We start from the raw sequence: 18,821 nt of genomic DNA on the forward strand, positions 1-18,821 counted from the left end.
TATATGTTTAGTAAAGATAATTGGGACGAGATTTTACAGGCTTTAACAGCCAATGTTTTCAGGACGATTCTGACGGCTTTTGGTGTGTTTTGGGGAATTTTTATTTTAGTCATTTTATTGGCTGCGGGAAAAGGACTTGAAAACGGTGTTAAAAAAGGTTTTGATGGTATTGCTACAAATACTATGTTTATGTGGAGTCAAACGACTTCAAAAGCTTATAAAGGACTTCCAAAAACAAGAAGATACGATTTTAGAAATAGTGATGTTGCTGCTTTGAGACAAGCAGTTCCAAACTTATTATATGTTTCTCCTAGAAATCAATTAGGGGATTTTAACGGAACAAATAACGTAGTTCGCGGTACCAAAACTTCTGCTTTTACGATTTATGGAGATTATCCGGAATTGATTAAACAGCAGCCAATGGATATTATAAAAGGCCGTTTTGTAAATCATCAGGATATTGAAGGAAGACGAAAAGTTTGTGTAATTGGAAAAGGAGTAATCAGCGAATTATACGGAAAAGCAGAAGAGGCAGTTGGTACTTACATAAAAATAAATGGAATTAATTTTATGGTTGTTGGAGTGTATTCTTCAAAACAGCAAGGTGGAAATGCAGAACAGGAACAAAAAAATATTTTTATCCCATTTACCACTTTTCAGCAGGCATTTAATTACGGCGATAAAGTAGGATGGATGGCCATCACAGCGACAGACGATGCTTCTATCACAGAATTAAAACCAAAAATTTTAGAAACCATAAAAGCACTGCATTCTGTAAATCCTGCAGATGAAAGAGCAGTTGGAAATTTTGATTTATACGAACAGTTTAACAAAGTACAGAGTTTGTTTAATATCTTGCAAGTCATTGCTTATTTCGTAGGAACTTTGGTTTTGATTTCTGGCGTTATCGGAATTTCTAATATTATGCTGATTGTAGTAAAAGAACGTACCAAAGAAATTGGAATTAGAAGAGCATTAGGGGCAACCCCAGCAGCAATTCGAGGTCAGATATTGTTAGAATCCATATTTTTAACGATCATTTCTGGAATGTTAGGAATTGCAGTCGCCACGGGAATTATTGCAATTTTAAATATGGTTCTAGATTCAATGCCTCCTAACAGCAATACGATGTTTGCTAATCCGAGTGTAGATTTAAGAGTTGTATTTGTTGCTTTATTAATATTAGTAGGATCAGGTTTGCTGGCAGGTTTTATTCCGGCGCAGACCGCAATAAGTGTAAAGCCTGTAGATGCTTTAAGAACAGAATAAATTATCAATCAAAATAATCGATTAAACCCAAAAAACAAATGAAAAAAGGAATAACCATAACCATTTTAATTTTTATTGCGATCGTTTTTTTTGGCGCACTTTATTATTTGTACGCTAAAAATCAACAATCGCCAATTGTTTTTAAAACGGAGAAAGCTGAAATTAAAACTATCGTAAAAAATACCATTGCGACAGGGAATATTCAACCTGATGAAGAGGTCTTAATCAAACCAAACATTTCAGGAATTATAGAACAGGTGTACATTAAAGCTGGAGAAAAAATCAAAGCAGGCGATATGATTGCTAAGATTAGAGTAGTTGCAAACGTTTCTAACGTGAGCAGTACACAAAATCAGGTTCAGACAGCAAAAATTGCATTAGACAATCAAGAAAGATTGTATAAAAGACAGAAAACTTTGTTTGAAAAAGATGTAATTTCTGCAAATGATTTTGATGCTGCAGAAGTAGCTTATAATCAGGCAAAACAGACTTATTTAGCAGCAAAGCAAAGTTTAGATATTGTAAAAACAGGAACAACCTCTTCTTTAGGAAATTATGCTAATACTTTAATTCGTTCAACTGTAAACGGGATGGTTCTTGATGTTCCTGTAAAAGTTGGAAACCAAGTAATTGAAAGTAATAATTTTAATGAAGGAACAACAATTGCAAGTGTTGCCGATGTTGGCAGAATGATTTTTGTTGGAAAAATCGATGAATCTGAAGTTGGGAAGATTAAAGAAAAAATGCCAATCGAAATTACGGTTGGTGCTATCGAAAACAAAAAATTTATTGCAGTGCTAACTTACATTGCGCCAAAAGGAGTTACAGAAAATGGAGCGATTCAGTTTGAAATTAAGGCATCTTTGGAAAACAGAGATGATACTTTTATTAGAGCTGGTTTAAGTGCCAATGCTTCTATTATTTTAGAAAAAGCAGATAAGGTTCTGGCAATTAAAGAATCGTTAGTTCAATTTGACAAAAAAACACAAAAACCATATGTTGAAGTTGAAACAGCTCCACAGAAATTTCAAAGAAGAGATTTAGTTCTTGGAGTCAGCGACGGAATTTATGTTCAAATTAAAAGCGGGATCAAAAACACAGATAAAATTAAAATCTGGAATCAAGGTTTGATCGATGAAAAAGACAAGAAGTAATTTGAAATTATAGAGGTTTTTTAGGTTTTAAAAATGTTAAATTTGTACAGTTTCGTTACTGTGCCATCATTCAAAAGATATGAAAATAAATAAATATAATAGTTTTCTCTTTGCCATGTTATTTGGCTTTGGACTATCAAGTAATGCACAGTCAAAACAATGGACTCTTGAGGAATGCGTTCGTTATGCATTAGAAAACAACATCACAATAAAACAATCTGAGCTGGATTTAAAAAATGCAGCTATTGATAAGAAAGGCGCTTTGGGTAATTTTCTGCCTTCTGTAAATGCAAACGCTTCTCACTCATGGAACGTTGGTCTGAATCAGAATATTACAACCGGTTTGTTAGAAAATCAAACGACTCAATATTCTTCTATTGGTGCTTCTGTAGGTGTAGATATTTATAGAGGTTTACAAAATCAGAATACAATGCGTAAAGCAAAACTTTCTATTATATCGAGCCAATACCAATTGCTTAAAATGCAAGAAGATGTTTCGCTGAATGTTGCGAGTGCATTTTTGCAGATTTTATCTAATAAGGAAGATTTAAAAGTAAAAAAAGAGCAATTAGCCATAGATGAAAAACGATTAGCACGTTCTGAGGAAATGGTAAGTGCTGGAACAATTCCCCGCGGTGATTTGTACGATTTAAAAGCTACTGTTGCTACTGATAAACAAAATATAGCCGTTTCTGAGAACAATTTATTGATTTCAAAATTAAGCTTAGCACAGCTTTTGCAATTAAAAGAATTTGCTGATTTTGATGTGGTTGACGATACCAATGTCAAAGATGAAAATAATATTTTGGCACAGTCGCCTGTCGAAATTTACAATAAAGCAAGAGAAACAAGAACAGAGTTAAAATTAGCTCAGACAAATCTTGAAATTGCAGAGAAAAATGTTACAATAGCAAAAGGAGCTTATCAGCCTACTTTAAGTGCTTTTTACAATTTCAATACAAGAGCAAGTTATTCTGATGTTATAACGGGATCGACTTTAAATACAGCAAATCCAACTTCTCAAATTGGTTTTGTTCAAGGGACAAATCAAGCGGTACTGCAAAATAATTATTCTCCAGTTTTAGGAGGTGCGGCGCCAATATTCGATCAATTCAATGATAATAAAGGACAATCTTTCGGACTGCAGTTGACAGTTCCGATTTTTAATGGATTTGCAACTAGAAATAATGTAGAAAGAAGCAAAGTAAGTTTAGAAAAATCTAAAATAGATTTAGAACAAAAAAGTTTAGATTTGCAACGTAACGTTTATACTGCTTTTACAGATGCTAAAGCCGCTTTAAACACTTATGAAGCATCTACAGTAACTTTAGAAGCAAGACAACAGGCGTACAATTATGCTAAAGAAAAATATGATGTTGGCTTAATGAATTCATTTGATTTTACACAAGCTCAAACCTTATTAACAAATGCACAGTCTGATGTTATTAGAACAAAATACGATTACATGTTCAAAATCAAAATACTTGAATTCTATTTTGGAATTCCAATTGTTCCAATTATTACAAAATAATTTATTATGTCAAAAAAAACAGTTTATTTCTTAGTAGGTAGCGTAGTAGCACTTATATTAGTTTTGGTGCTTCTTAAAAAAAACAATGTATTAGGAAATAATGATGAAGGCAAAGAGGTCGAAATCGCAAAAGTTACCGCATCTACGATAGTAGAAACCGTTTCGGCAACAGGAAAAATTCAGCCAGAAATTGAAGTGAAAATTGCTTCAATGGTTTCGGGAGAAATTATCGCTTTGAATGTAAAGGAAGGACAAGTTGTTAAAAAAGGAGATCTTTTGGTAAAAATAAATCCAGATTTATATACTTCTGGTTTAGAACGTTCTGTCGCAAATTTGGCTGGAACGAAGGCTGGCTTAACACAATCTGATGCAAGTTTCAAAGAAGCTAAAGCCAATTATGATCGAAACAAAACTTTATACGATAAAGGTGTTATTTCTAAATCGGATTGGGATAAGGCAATTTCAGCGTATGAAGTAGCAAAAGCAACCAAACAAAGTGCTTATTTTAATGTACAAAGTGCTTCGGCATCGGTTACAGAAGCCAGAGACAATTTAGGGCGTACAACTATTTATTCTCCTGCAGATGGAACAATTTCTGTTTTGAATGTTGAATTGGGAGAACGTGTTTTAGGAACTCAGCAAATGGCTGGTACAGAACTTCTTCGTGTAGCTAACCTTAACAATATGGAAGTTGAAGTTGATGTAAACGAAAATGACATTGTAAAAATTAAAATTGGAGACGAAGCAAATGTTGAAGTTGATGCTTATTTGAAAAAGAAGTTTAAAGGTATTGTAACCAGCATTTCTAATTCTGCAAGTACTACTTTGACTTCAGATCAGGTTACCAATTTTAAAGTAAAAGTTAGAATTTTAAAAGAATCGTATCAAGATTTATTAGAAGGAAAACCAGCTGCGTATTCTCCTTTTAGACCAGGAATGACTGCAACAGTTGATATTATTACAACAACAAAAACAAATGTTTTGGCAGTGCCGATTAGTTCTGTAGTAGTAAAATCGGATACAACAGCTGTTAAAGATTTTAAAGTTGAAGATCCTAATGAGAAGAAAGTCGCTCCGAAAAATGATAAGAAATTTGAATGTGTATTTGTGAAGTCTGGAGATAAAGCTAAAATCAGAGTGATTAAAACCGGAATTCAGGATGATACGAACATCGAAGTTACTTCTGGCTTAAAAGCAGGCGATGTGGTAATTACAGGGCCTTATACAACGGTTTCTAAAGATTTAAATTCAGGAGATAAAGTAAAGCTTAAAAAAGCGGAAGCGGCAAAAAAATAGGTCATAATATGTTTATTGCACTGCATGGAGTTTCAGCAGAAATAATTTTTAGTTTGTTTGGTGCTTTTATAAGCGTGATAATATACTTGATTTGGGTACATTATAGTGTATATAAAACAAAATATTATAACGATGAATTTAGATATTTTGCAATACAAAAAAAGGTGATTATATATTCAGGCTTTTTATTAGCAAATTTATGTGTGGTATTTATATTATTTTGGTTATTAACCTTTATTTTTGCAGCACTGATTTTCAAATAAACTTTTAATTAAAAAATATCTATTTTGTCTTTTATCTTAAACATCGAAACTGCTACTAAAAATTGTTCTGTATCAATCGCTGAAAAAGGCAAAACTATGGTATGCAGCGAATTGGCAGAAGAGGGTTATTCTCATGCTGAAAAACTGCATGTTTTTATAGAAGAAGTAATTGCAAAAGCAGGTATTACAGTTCAGGATTTAGCTGCAATTGCAGTGAGTCAAGGTCCAGGTTCTTATACAGGGCTTCGAATTGGCGTTTCGGCGGCTAAAGGCTTGTGTTTTGCTTTAAATATTCCGTTAATTGCAGTTGATACTTTACAGACTCTCGCTTCGCAGGCAAACGTTTCTGATGGAAAAATAATTCCGATGTTAGATGCGCGCCGTATGGAAGTGTACAGCGCCGTTTTTAACTCAGATTTGACAATTCAAAGAGCAACTGAAGCGCAAATTATAGACGAAAACTCGTTTAAAGAATATACAGGAAAAATTTACTTTGTTGGCGATTGTGCCGAGAAATGCAAGACGGTTTTAACTGCAGAAAATTTTGTGTTTTTAGAAGATATAAAATATCCTTCTGCACAGGCAATGAGTAAAATTAGTTTTGATAAGTATCAAAAAAGCGACACTGTAGATGTCGCTTATTTTGAACCTTATTATTTAAAAGATTTTATAATTACTGCTCCTTCAAAAAAAGCATAATCCTTTTTTATTTTTGTATCGTATAAGGCTGAACATCAATGCCAGCTTGATCTAATGCAACTTTGCAATTTTCTAATGTTTCAGAAAATACAGCTCCATAATTGGCATTTATTGCCCACGGACGAACAGCAAAATCAATAGAACTTGCAGATAGATTTTTAACAAAAACCTCCGGAGCTGGACTTTGCAGCACTTTTGGATTTTTAGTTAAAACATCCAATAAAATTTCTTTAGCTTTTTTAATATCCGAATCATACGAAATTGAAAAAGTCAAATCGGCTCTTCTTTCTCCCTGCATCGAATAATTAATGATATTCCCGTTTGATAAAGCGCCATTGGGTACAAAAACCGTTTGATTGTTTCCAGTCAGCATTTTAGTTACAAAAATCTGGATTTCAAGAACCGTTGCAATTACGCCTTGCGCCTCGATTGTGTCGCCAACTTTAAAAGGCTTAAAAACAATAATCAACATTCCTCCCGCAAAGTTAGAAAGTGATCCTTGTAAAGATAAACCAACTGCAAGTCCCATTGCTCCTAAAATAGCAACAAACGATGACGTCTCGATTCCTAATTTAGAAATAAAGGTTACAAATAATAAAATTCGCAAAGCCCATAATAAAATATCGGCTAAAAATTTAGTCAGCGTCGGGTCTAGATTTCTCTTGACCATTATTCTTCTAATCACTCTGTTAATAAGTCTGATGGCATATAAACCAACAAATAATATTAAAAATGCCGAAATTAATTTTGGAGAATAATCTACCAAAATATCTACAAATCTAGTAATGTATCTACTTACTTGTTCTGGATCGAGGTTCATCATATTTTAAAATAAAAAAACCTTCTCAATAGATAGAGAAGGTGGTATTAAACGCTGCAAATATAAAAGATATTTACATATCAAAAAAAATAGTTTAGTCTTTATCTATAGGTTCTTCGCTGACATCAACAACAGTTTCTAAGATTGTTTCTTTTGGCTCCTCATTTTTAACCGCTGTTGTAACGGCATCTACAACATCATTAATTACATCAGATGCTTTTTCTGCATATTCAACAGCTTTATCTATTATTGGTTCTGAGGCTTCTTTTACTTTTTCGATTGTTTCTTCTGCAAAAATTTCTGCTTTTTCGAGGTAAGGAGCAGCAGCTTCTTTAGCTTGTTCAAAAGTGCTTTCGGCATTTTCTGCCAATTCTGTTACCGACTCTTTTGTTGAGCCGAATACATTTTTAAAAAATGAAGATAATCCCATTGGTTTTAGGTTAATTGGTTACGAATACAATATTAATTAATTTATAGGATTAGTATATTTTTTTAATGATAAATAATTGATTTTCTATGAGTAACAAAAAAAGCGCCTGATAAATCAGACGCTTTATAGTATTTTTTATTTTGTTTTAAGCATTTACCGCTTCCACTTTAATAGCTTCATCATTCAACATACTTTTCAGCATATTTTCGATACCGCTTTTTAAAGTAAATGTTGAAGAAGGACAACCGCTGCAAGCACCTTGAAGTAATACTTTTACCGTTTTATCATCTTCGTTATAAGATTCGAAAGCAATATTTCCACCATCAGCCGCAACTGCTGGTTTTACGTATTCTTCTAGAATATTAATAATCTGCTGCGATGTCACATCTAGTTTATCAAAAGCCTCGTCTTTTGTTACATCATTTTTTGCAGTAGTCTGAATTAGACTCTCGTCAAGAACAGTACCGCCGCTTTCAATGAATTTTTTGATGAAAGTTCTTAATTCAAGAGTGATTTCAGACCAATCATTAATTTCATATTTTGTTACCGAAATATAATTTTCGTCAATGAAAACTTCTTTTACATAAGGAAATTTAAATAATTCCTGTGCTAAAGGAGAAGAAGCTGTCTGGTCGATATTTTTGTATTCAACAGCATTTCTAGTCAGCATTCTGCTTACAACAAATTTTAAAGCAGATGGGTTTGGAGTTGTTTCTCCGTAAACTGTAATAGGCTGTTTTTTTGCTGCGTTTTCCTCCACTTTGATAATTACGCCGCCTTTGTCAACAAACGAAACAATTTGTTCTGCAACAGCATCTTTTACATCGTCCCAATCAACAATGCTGTAACGCTCAATTGCAATAAAATTTCCTGAGATATAAACGGTTTTTACAAACGGAAGATAAAACAACTGCTGTGCTAAAGGAGAAGATTGTGCCTCGTCTATATTTTTGAATTCAAAATTTTGATTCTGAGTGATAAAGTCCTCAAATTCGAACTTTAGAATCGTCGGGTTTTGAGTCTCTTTTATAGTGATTTTTGTCATGGTAGTATATTTTTTGCAAATTTAATAAAGTTATTTTCTACTAATGGCTATATTTGATTTTTTAATAAAATAATTAAGACTCTTTTAAAAAAAATCGTATTAAATTTGCAGAGTAAGAATTAAATGAAAATAAAATTATCTTTATGAAATTTAGAATCAGGGTTTTAACGATCTTTTTGATCACTTCTTTTTTTTCTTATTCTCAAGAAGGAATTCCTGTTTACTCTGATTATTTGTCAGATAATTATTATTTACTGCATCCTTCGATGGCTGGAGCAGCCAATTGCGCCAAAATTAGATTGACAGCCAGAAAACAATGGTTTGGCCAAGATGATGCGCCATCGTTACAAACTTTAAGTTTTAACGGTCGAGTAGGAGAGCGATCTGGAGCGGGAATTATTTTGTTTAATGATAAAAATGGGTATCATTCTCAAAAAGGTGTAAAACTTACTTATGCACACCATATCATGTTTTCTAGAGATGAAATAGATTTGAATCAGTTGTCATTTGGTATTAGCGGCGGTGTGATTCAAAATCAACTTGATGAAACAAAATTTGGATCTACTCTTGATCCGGTTATTTTTGGAGGAATTCAGAGCGACACCTATTTTAATATGGATGTTGGCGCTTCTTATAATTTTATGGATTTCTATGCACACGCAACAGTTCAGGGATTGTTAGAAACAAGAAGAGAATTATATTCGGATTATGAATATGATAATCTTAGAAAATTTTTATTGAGTGCCGGATATGTTTTTGGTAAAAATCAAAATATTACCTGGGAACCTTCTATTTTGTTTCAGCTTTTTGAGAAAACGAAAGAGAAGACTTTAGACATCAACCTAAAAGCTTATAAAAACATGGATTTTGGAAGTTTATGGGCGGCATTGTCTTATAGAAGAAGTTTTGATGGTGCTGAATATGTTTCTGGAAGCGGTGTTGCATCTCAAAAACTGCAGTACATCACTCCAATTATCGGTGTAAATTTTAAAAAATTTATGTTCGCTTACACGTACTCACAAGTAATGGGCGACGTTAAATTTGATAACGGAGCTTATCACCAAATTACTTTAGGACTTAATTTGTTCTGTAAAAAAGAACGCTACGACTGTCTTTGTCCAGCGGTTAATTAAAAATCATTTATTATGCTGATAAAATCTGTAAACGGAAAATCACCTCAAATTCCAGAGGATTGTTATGTAGCCGAAAATGCTACTATAGTTGGAGATGTTACTTTTGGTGATTCATGCAGTGTATGGTTTAACGCAGTAATACGCGGAGATGTTCATTTTATTAAAATCGGAAATAAAGTCAATATTCAAGACGGTGCAGTTGTTCATTGTACGTATCAAAAACATCCAACAATTATTGGTAATAATGTTTCAATAGGTCACAATGCCATTGTACACGGTTGTACCATACATGATAATGTGCTAATCGGAATGGGAGCTATCGTAATGGATAATTGCGTTGTAGAAAGTAATTCGATTATTGCAGCCGGAGCTGTTTTAACTCAAAACACAATTGTCCCGTCAGGAACTATTTTTGCCGGCGTTCCTGCTAAAAAAGTAAAAGACATTGATCAATCTAATTTTGTGGGCGAAATAGAACGTATTTCGAACAATTATGTAATGTATTCAAGTTGGTTTAAAGAAGAAGAATAACATACGAAATTTCAAATAAAAAATTCCAAATTCCAATATGCTAACTTGGAATTTGGAATTTTTTATTTGAAATTTAATTATAAGTTTATTTTTTCGAAGAAAGAACTTTTGTAGCTTTCGCTGATAGGAATTCTTTTGTCGCTAATCAAAACCTTATTTTTCTGAATTGATTTTACGTGTTTAATGTTGATGATGTAAGATCTGTGAATTCTTGAAAAACCTTTGCTGGAAAGCAAGTTTTCTAATTTTATTAAACTGATTAAGGTTAAAGTAAATTTATTGTCTGTAGTATAAATTTTCACATAATCTTTTAATCCTTCAATAAAAAGAATATCAGCAAAATTTAATTTTACATTTTCGTATTCTGCTCTTACAAACATAAAATCCTGATCGATTTCTGGCGCTGGCGCAGTTTCTGCCGGAATTTGATTAACAGATCCAGACGGATTAAATGCCTGTTGCGCTCTTACAACTGCTTTTAAAAAACGATGAAAAGGTATTGGTTTTACTAAATAATCGACGGCGCCAAGATTAAAACCTTCAACAGCATAATCAGAATAAGCGGTTGTAAAAATGACCAAAGGTTTTTTCTCAATAGTATTCAAAAAGTCAATTCCAGAGAAATGCGGCATTTGAATGTCCAGAAAAATCAAATCAATATTATTCTGATTGATAAATGAAACGGCGTCAATGGCATTATTAAAAGTATTTACCAATTCTAGTGAATCTACTTTTTTGACAAAATCTTCTAATAATTCGACCGCTAAAGGTTCGTCGTCAATGATAACACATTTCATCTGTTAAGGATTAAATTTTGTACAATTTGTTTTGGCAGTCAAAAATAGTTTTAAACCAGTAAATTAAGTTTTAAAATTTTCATAAAATACTGATTAAGTTCTTTATGCGCTAACTGTAATAGTTTTGCTTAAAGTATATCCGTCGGTTAAATTCCCTGTCATGGTTGCCAATTCCTCAGACAAACTATCAGAGAAAACATTATCACTTGTGTTAGAAGTATCTGCCTGACCGTGTGCTGCATAATTGGTACTTGAATAAACCTGGTTTGAAATCGTTTCTGGAAAGGCAATTTGTGTCACTAATAGAGAAGTGCCGCTTGCGCTTAAAACTTCAACATGAACATGCGGCGCTCTGCCTTGATACCATCCAGGATAAATCGAGATAAATGAAACTTCTCCGTTAGCGTTTGTAGTTTGTCTTCCTCTTAAAAAATGTACAGAAGTGTAATCTGTCTGCTGCATTTGTGTACCGCCGTATTCAGAATAATTTCCGTCTTTGTCGCAATGCCATACATCAACCAAAACATTTGCCAATGGAGAACAATCTGTTTTTGTGTTTTCGATCTTTAAATTAATCAATAAAGCAATCCCAACACGGTCAGATTTAATATTCTCTAAAACCAATTGGCTTGGTGTTTTAATAGGAAACGGACCTTTAGTTTCTGACGGAGAAACAGTACAGCTTCCGTCACCAGAGTTCTCTGAATCAGTCTCGTCATTATCACTTTTAGAACAAGACTCTAAAAACTTTGCAGCTGTTGCTAGCGAAGCAATGCCTAAAATACCATTTCGAATAAATTTCTTTCTGTCCATAATCAATTGTTTAATGAATTGCGGTTTTAATTTCGTCTAATTTTAAATTTAAATGAACGCGGTAATATTGATTATCTTGGGTAATGTTTAGTTCGTGTGCGTTGGGATAAAGTAAGTCCAGACGGCTTTGAATATTTACTAAGCCGATTCCAGAATTTTCTGGATCTTTGACATAATTTTCGATCGTATTTTCGATCCAAAAATCAAGATCGTTGTCCGAGATTATAATTTTGATTTTAACATGAGCGGCGCCTTTATAATCTGTTCCGTATTTAAATGCATTTTCGACAAACGAAATCAGCAGTAAAGGTTCGATATGTTTGTTTCTAGTATCGCCATGTACATTAATCACAATGTCTTCGATATTGTTTAATCGAAGTTTTTGTAATTCTATATAATTTTGGATGTAATTGATTTCCTTCTCTAAAGCCACCGTTTTATTATCTGTTTCATACAGCATATAGCGCATGAGTTCAGATAAAGTCACGATGGCATCAGGAACCAAATCAGATTTTTTATGTGCCAAAGAATAAATACTGTTTAAAGAATTGAATAAAAAATGCGGATTGGTTTGTTTACGCAGATAAATTAATTCAGTATTTGTTCGATGCGTTTCGGCTATTAATTTGTTTTGCTGATTGTTATAGAACTCTGTTAGGGTTCTAATAATCGCACTAATCGTGATAACTAAAATGTAGAAAAATGAAGGACCGAGTTTAAAGAAAAGAGGTTGTCTCATTTCGATTCTTCGAGGCATTCTTTCTCCTCTTGGAAAAAAATGCGGATCATGCGGCATCATTCGTGCTGGAACTACATTTTCGGGTCTTAAATGCCTAAACTCAGGAATAAAATAATTTATTCGAATGACCATGAAAACTGCGATAAGAATAAAAACGAAAGTAAAATAAAGCCAGTATTTTTTCTGCAGTAAAAAGGCAGGTACCAAATAAAAATAGTTAAGGTAAAACAAGACAATTCCTGTAATCCATTGTATATAGAAATCATTATTAATTTTAAACGGACTTTCGTAAAACTGAATTAAAGAAGTCAGTATAAAGAAAACCCATATAGCACAATGGAACAATATTTTGTTATAGCCGGCATTTTTTAAGGTATCTATCTGCATTTTAAAATTTTATTTTTAATAAAATTAAATCTTTTTTGGTTACCGTAGGCGATGTGTTTTTTTTGATTTTTTGTTTTACCAGATCAGCGGTTTTTAAAGCGTCTTCTTCTGATGCAAAACTCTTATTGTCACTTATGACAGGAATTATAGATTGTTTTATAATGATTTTATTTTTGTATGAAATCGTATATCCCCATCCGGTTTCTGTTTTAAATGAAGCCGTTTCTAAAACTTCTTTTTTATGACAGGCATTCAGAAATAAAATAAAAACCAGAAAGACTAAAATCTTCTGGATATTGCTCCAGAAGATTTTTTTATTTTTAATTATCGTCGTCACTTTGTTCATCTTGTGGTTTAAATTCCCAAGCATCATCAAAATAAGTAGATCCAATTCTTCCTAACATATAAAAACCTCTATTGTTAATCGTAAATCCTACTGCATCTGTTCTTGTTGCACCTTCCATAGCTGTTTTTTCTACCCATAAATCAGTACTTGGATTATACTCCCAAACTGTTTTTATGCTTTCTCCTCCCACAATATATCCTAAACCATTCATAGAAAAACTAGAAGCATTAGAACGTACAATAGCATAGTCGTCATTATAAGAGTAATCATCGTCAGTATCTTTGTCAACATCACGTTTTCTTGTCCAGCTGTCAGTAGATGGATCAAATTCCCAGAAATCTTCTTGGTATACACCGTTGTTAGTTCCAGTTACCAAATATGCTTTGTCTGCAATTACAAAAACAGTTGCATTACGTCTTTTGTTACCGCTGAAACCATTTACAAGTGTCCAAGTATTAGCTGCATCATCGTATTGATAAAAATCTTTTAGATAATTTCCATCATAACCAGTTCCGAAATATGCTTTTCCGCCAGCTTGAAAACCAACTGCTGCGTAACGAGCCGTTCCAGCGAAATCAGTTTTTTGAGTCCAGCTGTTACTTGTTGGATCGTACTGAAAGAAATCTTTTAGTTTATTGGTTCCATCATAACCTAAGCCTACATATCCTTTTTCGTTTAAAGCAAAACTAGAAGCAGAACTTCTTCCAACACCTGTAAAATCTGCTTTTTGTTCCCAATAATCTCCGTTTGAGTTGTAAGCCCATAAATCTTTTAAATAAACATCACCAGTATAACCAGTGGCTACATACGCATAATCTCCAATAACAAAGCTGGTAGCACTAGATCTTGCTGGCCCGTCAAACGCCGATTTTTTAACCCAGTTTCCAACTAATTCATCATCGTCATCATCATTACTGCAGCTTACAAAAAAGAGGCTCGAAAAAAGTACCGTGAATAATATTCCTTTTTTTAGATTAATCATAGTGTATTAAATTTATTTATTGTTTGTATTTGATGCCAATTCCTAAAACATAACCGTTGCCAGTTTTAAAATCGTAGACGTTATTATTACTGTCGTTTAAGAGTTTGTACTTTTTATTAAAATCGTATCCGGCTTTAAAATTTAGAAACCAGTTTTTATCCACATTTCGTTCATATTCAATTGCAGTTGTCATTTGTGATAAAACGGCTTTTGAAGCTGATACGCTTAGATCTTTATTGCTGTCCAAATGATAATAGCTTCCATTAAATTGATTTGTTAAACTAAAAGCATTTCTTGGGTTGTTAGAATAGGATATCTTCGAATTCGGAAACCCAATTTTTAAACCTGCATTTTCATTTATCGTATAATCCAAAGAAACAATCGGCGTAAATTGTGGAGCACCAAAAATGGTTGTTCGGGCGGCTCCAACTTCTAAAGCGATTGAGGAATTAATTTGCTTTTTTGCAGCAATGCTTCCTAAAACATAGACATCTTTCCAATCTAAATGCTGTTCAAAACCCGCTGTTGGCGTTACAGATAAAGTCCATTTAAACTGATTAGACATCTCGTGCGAAAATTCGATTTTGTTTTGAATCAAATTCAGTCGGTTTAAATCGGTAACAAATTCATATTCATTTGAATCGTAATTCATTTTTAAACTCGAATAATCTAATTTGTTTGTAAACTGACTATTATCGTTTATCTTCTTGTTATAAGTCAATCCGATATTGGTTTCAGTAAAATCTATCTTATCAGTCGGTTCTGTCTTAATGTCTACACTCGCCGAAAAATTTTCCTGCGCATGAAGACCAAAAAGCGAAATCGAAAAAACAGAACAAATTAAAAACCTTACTCTCATTACTTATATTATTGGCTCAAAAGTAGGAGGACAGCTGTTTACAAAAAAAGAATATATATGTATGAGGATTTTTGATAGACAAAACAGCTCTTTTTAAGGTCGAATTAAATCTTTGGTATCATTATGCTGTTGTAGATGTTTTTGTCCTATTTATAGTCTTAAAAGGCGGGGTAGTATATGTTATTAGGTCGCGCAGAACACACCCTTTTATATTTGTGCAAAAAATGAATTATGCATAAGTTATTATTGGTTTTGTTTTGTATTGCTGCGATAGTTTCCTGCGGAACAGATACAGATGCGGGAGAGTTTGTAGTTGGCTCAGATTATCTGGCCGTAAATAATAAAGTAATTATGATTGATACTGTTACGGTAGATATGTCGACCATAAATTTTGATTCTTTGGTGACATCAAGTAAAAACAGAATTTTAGTTGGTAATTACGATGATCCTATTTTCGGAAAAGTAAAATCAGACAGTTATTTTCAGCTTTCTACAGATACATATGCTTTGGTAAATTCTGGTTCTGATACTCAGGCTGTAAATTATGTGTTTGATTCTATTTCGATGATTTTAAAATATGATAATTATTACTACGGAGATACCACAAAAGTACAGACTTTTAATGTTCATCGTTTGACACAAAAAGTAAAACCAAATACCGACGATAATAATTTTTATAACAACTCTACTTTAAGTTACGGAAGTGAAAGTCTCGGAACAATTTCATACAAACCACGTCCTACTCAAAAAGACTCTATTAATATTCGGATGAGTGATGTATTTGGTTCGGAGCTTTTTCAAAAAATTAAAAAAAGAGAAATCACAGATTTTGACAGTTTTACAGAATATTTTAAAGGGCTTGTTCTTGTTCCCGATACTTCAAACTCGGCTAGTGCAATCGGTTTTAGTGTCGGAAATAGTAAAGTTCGTTTGTATTATTCAAAATATCAAGCAGATACAGATGAGGAACCTTATTATATTGATTTTACTATTAAAGATTTAGCAAAACAATTTAATTCTATTTCATTAGATAAAACAGGAACGCTGCTCCAGAATCTGCCAATTTCAAGCAGTAACTTATCAAGTATTTTAACTAATAATCAAGGATTTATTCAGTCGGGTACAGGAGTGGCCTGTAAAATTGATTTTCCTAACATCAAACAGCTCAGATATATTTCGGACAACGGAGCCATAATCGATGCCGAATTGATTCTGAAACCCGTTAATAATTCTTATTCAGAAAAATATCCGCTTGCAGATTCACTACAAGTTTATGTTGGAGATAATTTAAATCGAATAAGCGGTGTTATGTTGAATTCTGCAGGGACAACTGTTTATGGTTTATTAAATAAAAAAAGTGATGAATTTAATGAGAATGTTGGCTACAGTATTCCCGTTGGTACTTTTCTCCAAAAAGAAATGCTGAAAAAAGCAGACTCAAGGTCTTCACTGATTTTGACGATGCCGGCAATCTCAAAAACGGTTAATAGAATTGTTTTAGGAAACCAGAAGCATGTTAACAATAAAATCCAATTGAAAATTTATTACCTCTCTTACTAAATGAAAAATAAAATATTTTTTTTAAGCTGTTTCATTTGCATGTCAGTTGGTGCATTTGCTCAAAGTATTTCGAGTTCTCCTTATTCGTTGTATGGAGTGGGAAGTTTATATGATTCTAATTTTGGGGTATTACCTTCTATAGGATCAGCGGGAATAGCACTTCCGTCGACTACTTTTATAAATAATCTTAATCCAGCATCTTTAGGTTCTATGGCTCAAAACCATTTTCTATTTGATATTGGAGGCACAGCACTTGCAACAACATATCAAAGCAGTTCGAAAACAGAGAAGCGAAATAATTTTCAGTTTTCACATTTAGCTTTTGCATTTCCTGTTACAAAGAACTCAGGTTTTAGCGTTTCACTGCAGCCTTACTCGAGTTCGGCTTTTAAAATTTCGAACCTAAAACTTCCTATTTCAGATAGTCAGGAATCGTATTATTTGACAGCAGCGGGATCTGGAGGATTAAATAATTTGAGTTTCTCGTACGGGTATCGATTTGGAAAGAAATTGACCGTTGGAGCTTCTGGAACTGTTTTGTTTGGGAATACGGTAGAGGATAGAGCCTTTTTGGTAAATACAGCCATAACAACTGTTCATAAAAAAACAGATTACAACGGATTAAGAGCGACTCTAGGAGCGCAATTTAAAATTGACTCAACGCTGACAATTGGAACTACGTTTAAAGTGCCTTCGCAAATTAAAGCTTCAAAAGTGCAGTCTGTTGCTGTTATTGCAGATGAGGTAACTACTTCTATTGAAACAGATCAAGCTTCAGATGTAGATGATTATTATATGCCTCTGGAAATTGGTTTTGGAATTAGTAAACGATTCAAAAACAACGTAAACATGACTGTAGATTATGAAAAAAGTTTTTGGAATCAGACCAACCAATCCGATATTTATGGAGATTTTGTTAATCAAGACCGATATGCGCTTGGGTTCACTTATTCTACAAAGAAAAATGTTAGAAAATACTGGGATCGCATTCAATACGCTGCCGGTGTAAATTTTGATACAGGCTATCTGGAAATTGATGGTAAAAGAGTGAATAATGCTGCTTTTACTATCGGACTTTCGTTACCAATTGAGAATACATTTTCAGCGCTTAATATTTCGTATTCGTACGGACAAAAGGGAAGAATTGCTGATGATTTAATCAAGGAAAATTATCATAAAATCTCATTGAATTTGTCTTTGGACGGAATCTGGTTCCTGAAACGAAAAATAGAGTAATCTAGAAATCTTTTTCTATTACCGGATATTTGTTTTCTAAAATAGATTCTAAAACCGCAGGATTAGAATTGACATAAAAAACAGGTTCGCTTTGCGGCAGCTCAGTGAATCCTACTTTTTCTCGAAGAACATTTTGTGTTTGTCGCGCAACAGCTTCACCCGAATCAATAATTTGAATATGATCTGGAAGTATCTTTTTGATCTGTGGAATTAAGTACGGATAGTGGCTGCAGCCTAAAACCAGATAGTCAATGTTTTCTTCAATCATAGGCTTTAGATATGACTCTAATAATTGAGTCATTTCTGGAGAATATAAATTTCCATCCTCAATAAGCTGCACAAGTCCATGTCCGACTTGCTCAATGATTTTTGTGTTTTGGAACATTTCGGCAGTTTTATTAAAAAGCTCGCTGTTCAGTGTTCCTTTTGTTGCCAAAATTCCTATTACTTGTGTTTTAGAATTATTAGCTGCCGGTTTAATAGCTGGTTCAATTCCAATAAAAGGAATGTCATACTCTGCACGAAGTTCTCTTATCGCATTTGTTGTTGCAGTATTACAGGCAACAACAATTAATTTGCAGTTTTGCTCCAGCAAAAAATCAACATTTTTTTTACTCAATGCAACAATCTCTTCCTTGGTTCTTTGACCATAAGGAGCATTTTTACTATCTGCTAAATAAATCGTTTTTTCGTTTGGAAGTAATTCGTGAATGGCATTCCAAATGGAAGTTCCCCCAATTCCAGAATCAAAAACGCCTATAGGATTGTTGTTTGTCATAAAGCAAATTTAATATTTTTTAATCTAATTTGATGTTCTAATTTAACCCAAATTCGGGAATAATATTGCGAAATTTATTTTAAATTATCGTAAAAAAAAACTGTTCAAAATGCTTTATGCATCTGAACAGTTTTTAAAATAAGTTGTTGTGTT

General features: G+C 33.1%; 19 protein-coding genes. 9 read left to right on the forward strand and 10 right to left on the reverse strand.

Annotated features, from left to right (window positions below; genetic code table 11):
• The first annotated feature begins 3 nt into the window (after positions 1-3).
• The 5 genes from ACFSC2_RS14160 to tsaB all read left to right on the forward strand — a co-directional run bounded on the left by ACFSC2_RS14160 (position 4) and on the right by tsaB (position 6,212).
• Positions 4-1,269, forward strand: a complete 1,266-nt coding sequence (locus ACFSC2_RS14160) for an ABC transporter permease (RefSeq protein WP_379814773.1) — start codon at positions 4-6, stop codon at positions 1,267-1,269.
• Between the two features lie 38 nt (positions 1,270-1,307).
• A complete protein-coding gene (locus ACFSC2_RS14165) occupies positions 1,308-2,423 on the forward strand; it encodes an efflux RND transporter periplasmic adaptor subunit (RefSeq protein ID WP_379814772.1) in 1,116 nt (371 codons plus the stop codon).
• 79 nt (positions 2,424-2,502) lie between these two features.
• Entirely contained in the window at positions 2,503-3,954 is a 1,452-nt protein-coding gene (locus ACFSC2_RS14170) for a TolC family protein (protein ID WP_379814771.1), read from the forward strand.
• A 6-nt stretch (positions 3,955-3,960) separates the two neighbouring features.
• Positions 3,961-5,250, forward strand: coding sequence for an efflux RND transporter periplasmic adaptor subunit (locus ACFSC2_RS14175; RefSeq protein ID WP_379814770.1), 1,290 nt, complete (start codon positions 3,961-3,963; stop codon positions 5,248-5,250).
• A 287-nt stretch (positions 5,251-5,537) separates the two neighbouring features.
• Positions 5,538-6,212 (forward strand): tRNA (adenosine(37)-N6)-threonylcarbamoyltransferase complex dimerization subunit type 1 TsaB, encoded by a 675-nt coding sequence (tsaB, locus tag ACFSC2_RS14180; RefSeq protein WP_379814769.1) that lies wholly within the window; start codon positions 5,538-5,540, stop codon positions 6,210-6,212.
• Between the two features lie 7 nt (positions 6,213-6,219).
• Here the strand turns inward: tsaB and ACFSC2_RS14185 are convergent, their stop codons facing one another.
• From ACFSC2_RS14185 to ACFSC2_RS14195, 3 genes are all read right to left on the reverse strand, one after another.
• Positions 6,220-7,032, reverse strand: a complete 813-nt coding sequence (locus tag ACFSC2_RS14185) for a mechanosensitive ion channel family protein (RefSeq protein ID WP_379815446.1) — start codon at positions 7,030-7,032, stop codon at positions 6,220-6,222.
• A 94-nt stretch (positions 7,033-7,126) separates the two neighbouring features.
• The gene (locus tag ACFSC2_RS14190) at positions 7,127-7,462 is read right to left on the reverse strand and encodes a YtxH domain-containing protein (RefSeq protein WP_379814768.1); all 336 of its coding nucleotides are present in this window, start codon (positions 7,460-7,462) and stop codon (positions 7,127-7,129) included.
• Between the two features lie 145 nt (positions 7,463-7,607).
• The gene (locus ACFSC2_RS14195) at positions 7,608-8,507 is read right to left on the reverse strand and encodes a NifU family protein (protein ID WP_379814766.1); all 900 of its coding nucleotides are present in this window, start codon (positions 8,505-8,507) and stop codon (positions 7,608-7,610) included.
• 143 nt (positions 8,508-8,650) lie between these two features.
• Between ACFSC2_RS14195 and ACFSC2_RS14200 the strand changes: the two genes are divergently transcribed.
• On the forward strand, positions 8,651-9,640 hold the full coding sequence (locus ACFSC2_RS14200; protein WP_379814765.1) for a PorP/SprF family type IX secretion system membrane protein: 990 nt from the start codon (positions 8,651-8,653) through the stop codon (positions 9,638-9,640).
• A 12-nt stretch (positions 9,641-9,652) separates the two neighbouring features.
• Positions 9,653-10,171, forward strand: coding sequence for a gamma carbonic anhydrase family protein (locus ACFSC2_RS14205; RefSeq protein ID WP_379814764.1), 519 nt, complete (start codon positions 9,653-9,655; stop codon positions 10,169-10,171).
• A 77-nt stretch (positions 10,172-10,248) separates the two neighbouring features.
• Here the strand turns inward: ACFSC2_RS14205 and ACFSC2_RS14210 are convergent, their stop codons facing one another.
• The 6 genes from ACFSC2_RS14210 to ACFSC2_RS14235 all read right to left on the reverse strand — a co-directional run bounded on the left by ACFSC2_RS14210 (position 10,249) and on the right by ACFSC2_RS14235 (position 15,094).
• Positions 10,249-10,968 carry a LytR/AlgR family response regulator transcription factor gene (locus ACFSC2_RS14210; protein WP_379814763.1) on the reverse strand — a complete coding sequence of 240 codons (720 nt, stop codon included), beginning with the start codon at positions 10,966-10,968 and terminating at the stop codon, positions 10,249-10,251.
• A gap of 102 nt (positions 10,969-11,070) precedes the next feature.
• Positions 11,071-11,781 carry a dioxygenase family protein gene (locus tag ACFSC2_RS14215; RefSeq protein WP_379814762.1) on the reverse strand — a complete coding sequence of 237 codons (711 nt, stop codon included), beginning with the start codon at positions 11,779-11,781 and terminating at the stop codon, positions 11,071-11,073.
• Between the two features lie 10 nt (positions 11,782-11,791).
• A complete protein-coding gene (locus ACFSC2_RS14220; protein ID WP_379814760.1) occupies positions 11,792-12,907 on the reverse strand; it encodes a sensor histidine kinase in 1,116 nt (371 codons plus the stop codon).
• 1 nt (position 12,908) lies between these two features.
• Positions 12,909-13,253, reverse strand: coding sequence for a DUF4907 domain-containing protein (locus tag ACFSC2_RS14225; RefSeq protein WP_379814759.1), 345 nt, complete (start codon positions 13,251-13,253; stop codon positions 12,909-12,911).
• Positions 13,228-14,235 carry a Kelch repeat-containing protein gene (locus tag ACFSC2_RS14230; protein ID WP_379814757.1) on the reverse strand — a complete coding sequence of 336 codons (1,008 nt, stop codon included), beginning with the start codon at positions 14,233-14,235 and terminating at the stop codon, positions 13,228-13,230. Before ACFSC2_RS14230 ends, ACFSC2_RS14225 begins: the two co-directional genes overlap by 26 nt.
• Before the next feature lie 16 nt (positions 14,236-14,251).
• Positions 14,252-15,094, reverse strand: coding sequence for a DUF6268 family outer membrane beta-barrel protein (locus tag ACFSC2_RS14235; RefSeq protein ID WP_379814756.1), 843 nt, complete (start codon positions 15,092-15,094; stop codon positions 14,252-14,254).
• 231 nt (positions 15,095-15,325) lie between these two features.
• Here ACFSC2_RS14235 and ACFSC2_RS14240 point away from each other — a divergent pair, with 231 nt between their 5' ends.
• Together ACFSC2_RS14240 and ACFSC2_RS14245 are read left to right on the forward strand one after the other, a co-directional pair.
• Positions 15,326-16,654, forward strand: a complete 1,329-nt coding sequence (locus ACFSC2_RS14240; RefSeq protein WP_379814755.1) for a DUF4270 family protein — start codon at positions 15,326-15,328, stop codon at positions 16,652-16,654.
• A 39-nt stretch (positions 16,655-16,693) separates the two neighbouring features.
• Positions 16,694-17,890 (forward strand): aromatic hydrocarbon degradation protein, encoded by a 1,197-nt coding sequence (locus tag ACFSC2_RS14245; RefSeq protein ID WP_379814754.1) that lies wholly within the window; start codon positions 16,694-16,696, stop codon positions 17,888-17,890.
• A gap of 1 nt (position 17,891) precedes the next feature.
• On the opposite strand, the gene murI is transcribed toward ACFSC2_RS14245, so the two are convergent.
• Positions 17,892-18,668 carry a glutamate racemase gene (murI, locus tag ACFSC2_RS14250; protein ID WP_379814753.1) on the reverse strand — a complete coding sequence of 259 codons (777 nt, stop codon included), beginning with the start codon at positions 18,666-18,668 and terminating at the stop codon, positions 17,892-17,894.
• Positions 18,669-18,821 lie beyond the last annotated feature (153 nt).

The organism is Flavobacterium artemisiae, from assembly GCF_042678225.1.
Taxonomy (GTDB): Bacteria; Bacteroidota; Bacteroidia; order Flavobacteriales; family Flavobacteriaceae; genus Flavobacterium; species Flavobacterium artemisiae.

What these genes read in the sequence shown, in the direction of transcription:
- ACFSC2_RS14160 (WP_379814773.1), top strand. Translation starts at nt 4, where the DNA reads ATGTTTAGTAAAGATAATTGGGACGAGATTTTACAGGCTTTAACAGCC.
- ACFSC2_RS14165 (WP_379814772.1), top strand. Translation starts at nt 1,308, where the DNA reads ATGAAAAAAGGAATAACCATAACCATTTTAATTTTTATTGCGATCGTT.
- ACFSC2_RS14240 (WP_379814755.1), top strand. Translation starts at nt 15,326, where the DNA reads ATGCATAAGTTATTATTGGTTTTGTTTTGTATTGCTGCGATAGTTTCC.
- ACFSC2_RS14225 (WP_379814759.1), bottom strand. Translation starts at nt 13,253, where the DNA reads ATGAACAAAGTGACGACGATAATTAAAAATAAAAAAATCTTCTGGAGC.
- ACFSC2_RS14190 (WP_379814768.1), bottom strand. Translation starts at nt 7,462, where the DNA reads ATGGGATTATCTTCATTTTTTAAAAATGTATTCGGCTCAACAAAAGAG.
- murI (WP_379814753.1), bottom strand. Translation starts at nt 18,668, where the DNA reads ATGACAAACAACAATCCTATAGGCGTTTTTGATTCTGGAATTGGGGGA.
- ACFSC2_RS14220 (WP_379814760.1), bottom strand. Translation starts at nt 12,907, where the DNA reads ATGCAGATAGATACCTTAAAAAATGCCGGCTATAACAAAATATTGTTC.
- ACFSC2_RS14215 (WP_379814762.1), bottom strand. Translation starts at nt 11,781, where the DNA reads ATGGACAGAAAGAAATTTATTCGAAATGGTATTTTAGGCATTGCTTCG.
- ACFSC2_RS14175 (WP_379814770.1), top strand. Translation starts at nt 3,961, where the DNA reads ATGTCAAAAAAAACAGTTTATTTCTTAGTAGGTAGCGTAGTAGCACTT.
- ACFSC2_RS14235 (WP_379814756.1), bottom strand. Translation starts at nt 15,094, where the DNA reads ATGAGAGTAAGGTTTTTAATTTGTTCTGTTTTTTCGATTTCGCTTTTT.
- ACFSC2_RS14210 (WP_379814763.1), bottom strand. Translation starts at nt 10,968, where the DNA reads ATGAAATGTGTTATCATTGACGACGAACCTTTAGCGGTCGAATTATTA.
- ACFSC2_RS14205 (WP_379814764.1), top strand. Translation starts at nt 9,653, where the DNA reads ATGCTGATAAAATCTGTAAACGGAAAATCACCTCAAATTCCAGAGGAT.
- ACFSC2_RS14185 (WP_379815446.1), bottom strand. Translation starts at nt 7,032, where the DNA reads ATGAACCTCGATCCAGAACAAGTAAGTAGATACATTACTAGATTTGTA.
- ACFSC2_RS14195 (WP_379814766.1), bottom strand. Translation starts at nt 8,507, where the DNA reads ATGACAAAAATCACTATAAAAGAGACTCAAAACCCGACGATTCTAAAG.
- ACFSC2_RS14230 (WP_379814757.1), bottom strand. Translation starts at nt 14,235, where the DNA reads ATGATTAATCTAAAAAAAGGAATATTATTCACGGTACTTTTTTCGAGC.
- ACFSC2_RS14170 (WP_379814771.1), top strand. Translation starts at nt 2,503, where the DNA reads ATGAAAATAAATAAATATAATAGTTTTCTCTTTGCCATGTTATTTGGC.
- ACFSC2_RS14245 (WP_379814754.1), top strand. Translation starts at nt 16,694, where the DNA reads ATGTCAGTTGGTGCATTTGCTCAAAGTATTTCGAGTTCTCCTTATTCG.
- ACFSC2_RS14200 (WP_379814765.1), top strand. Translation starts at nt 8,651, where the DNA reads ATGAAATTTAGAATCAGGGTTTTAACGATCTTTTTGATCACTTCTTTT.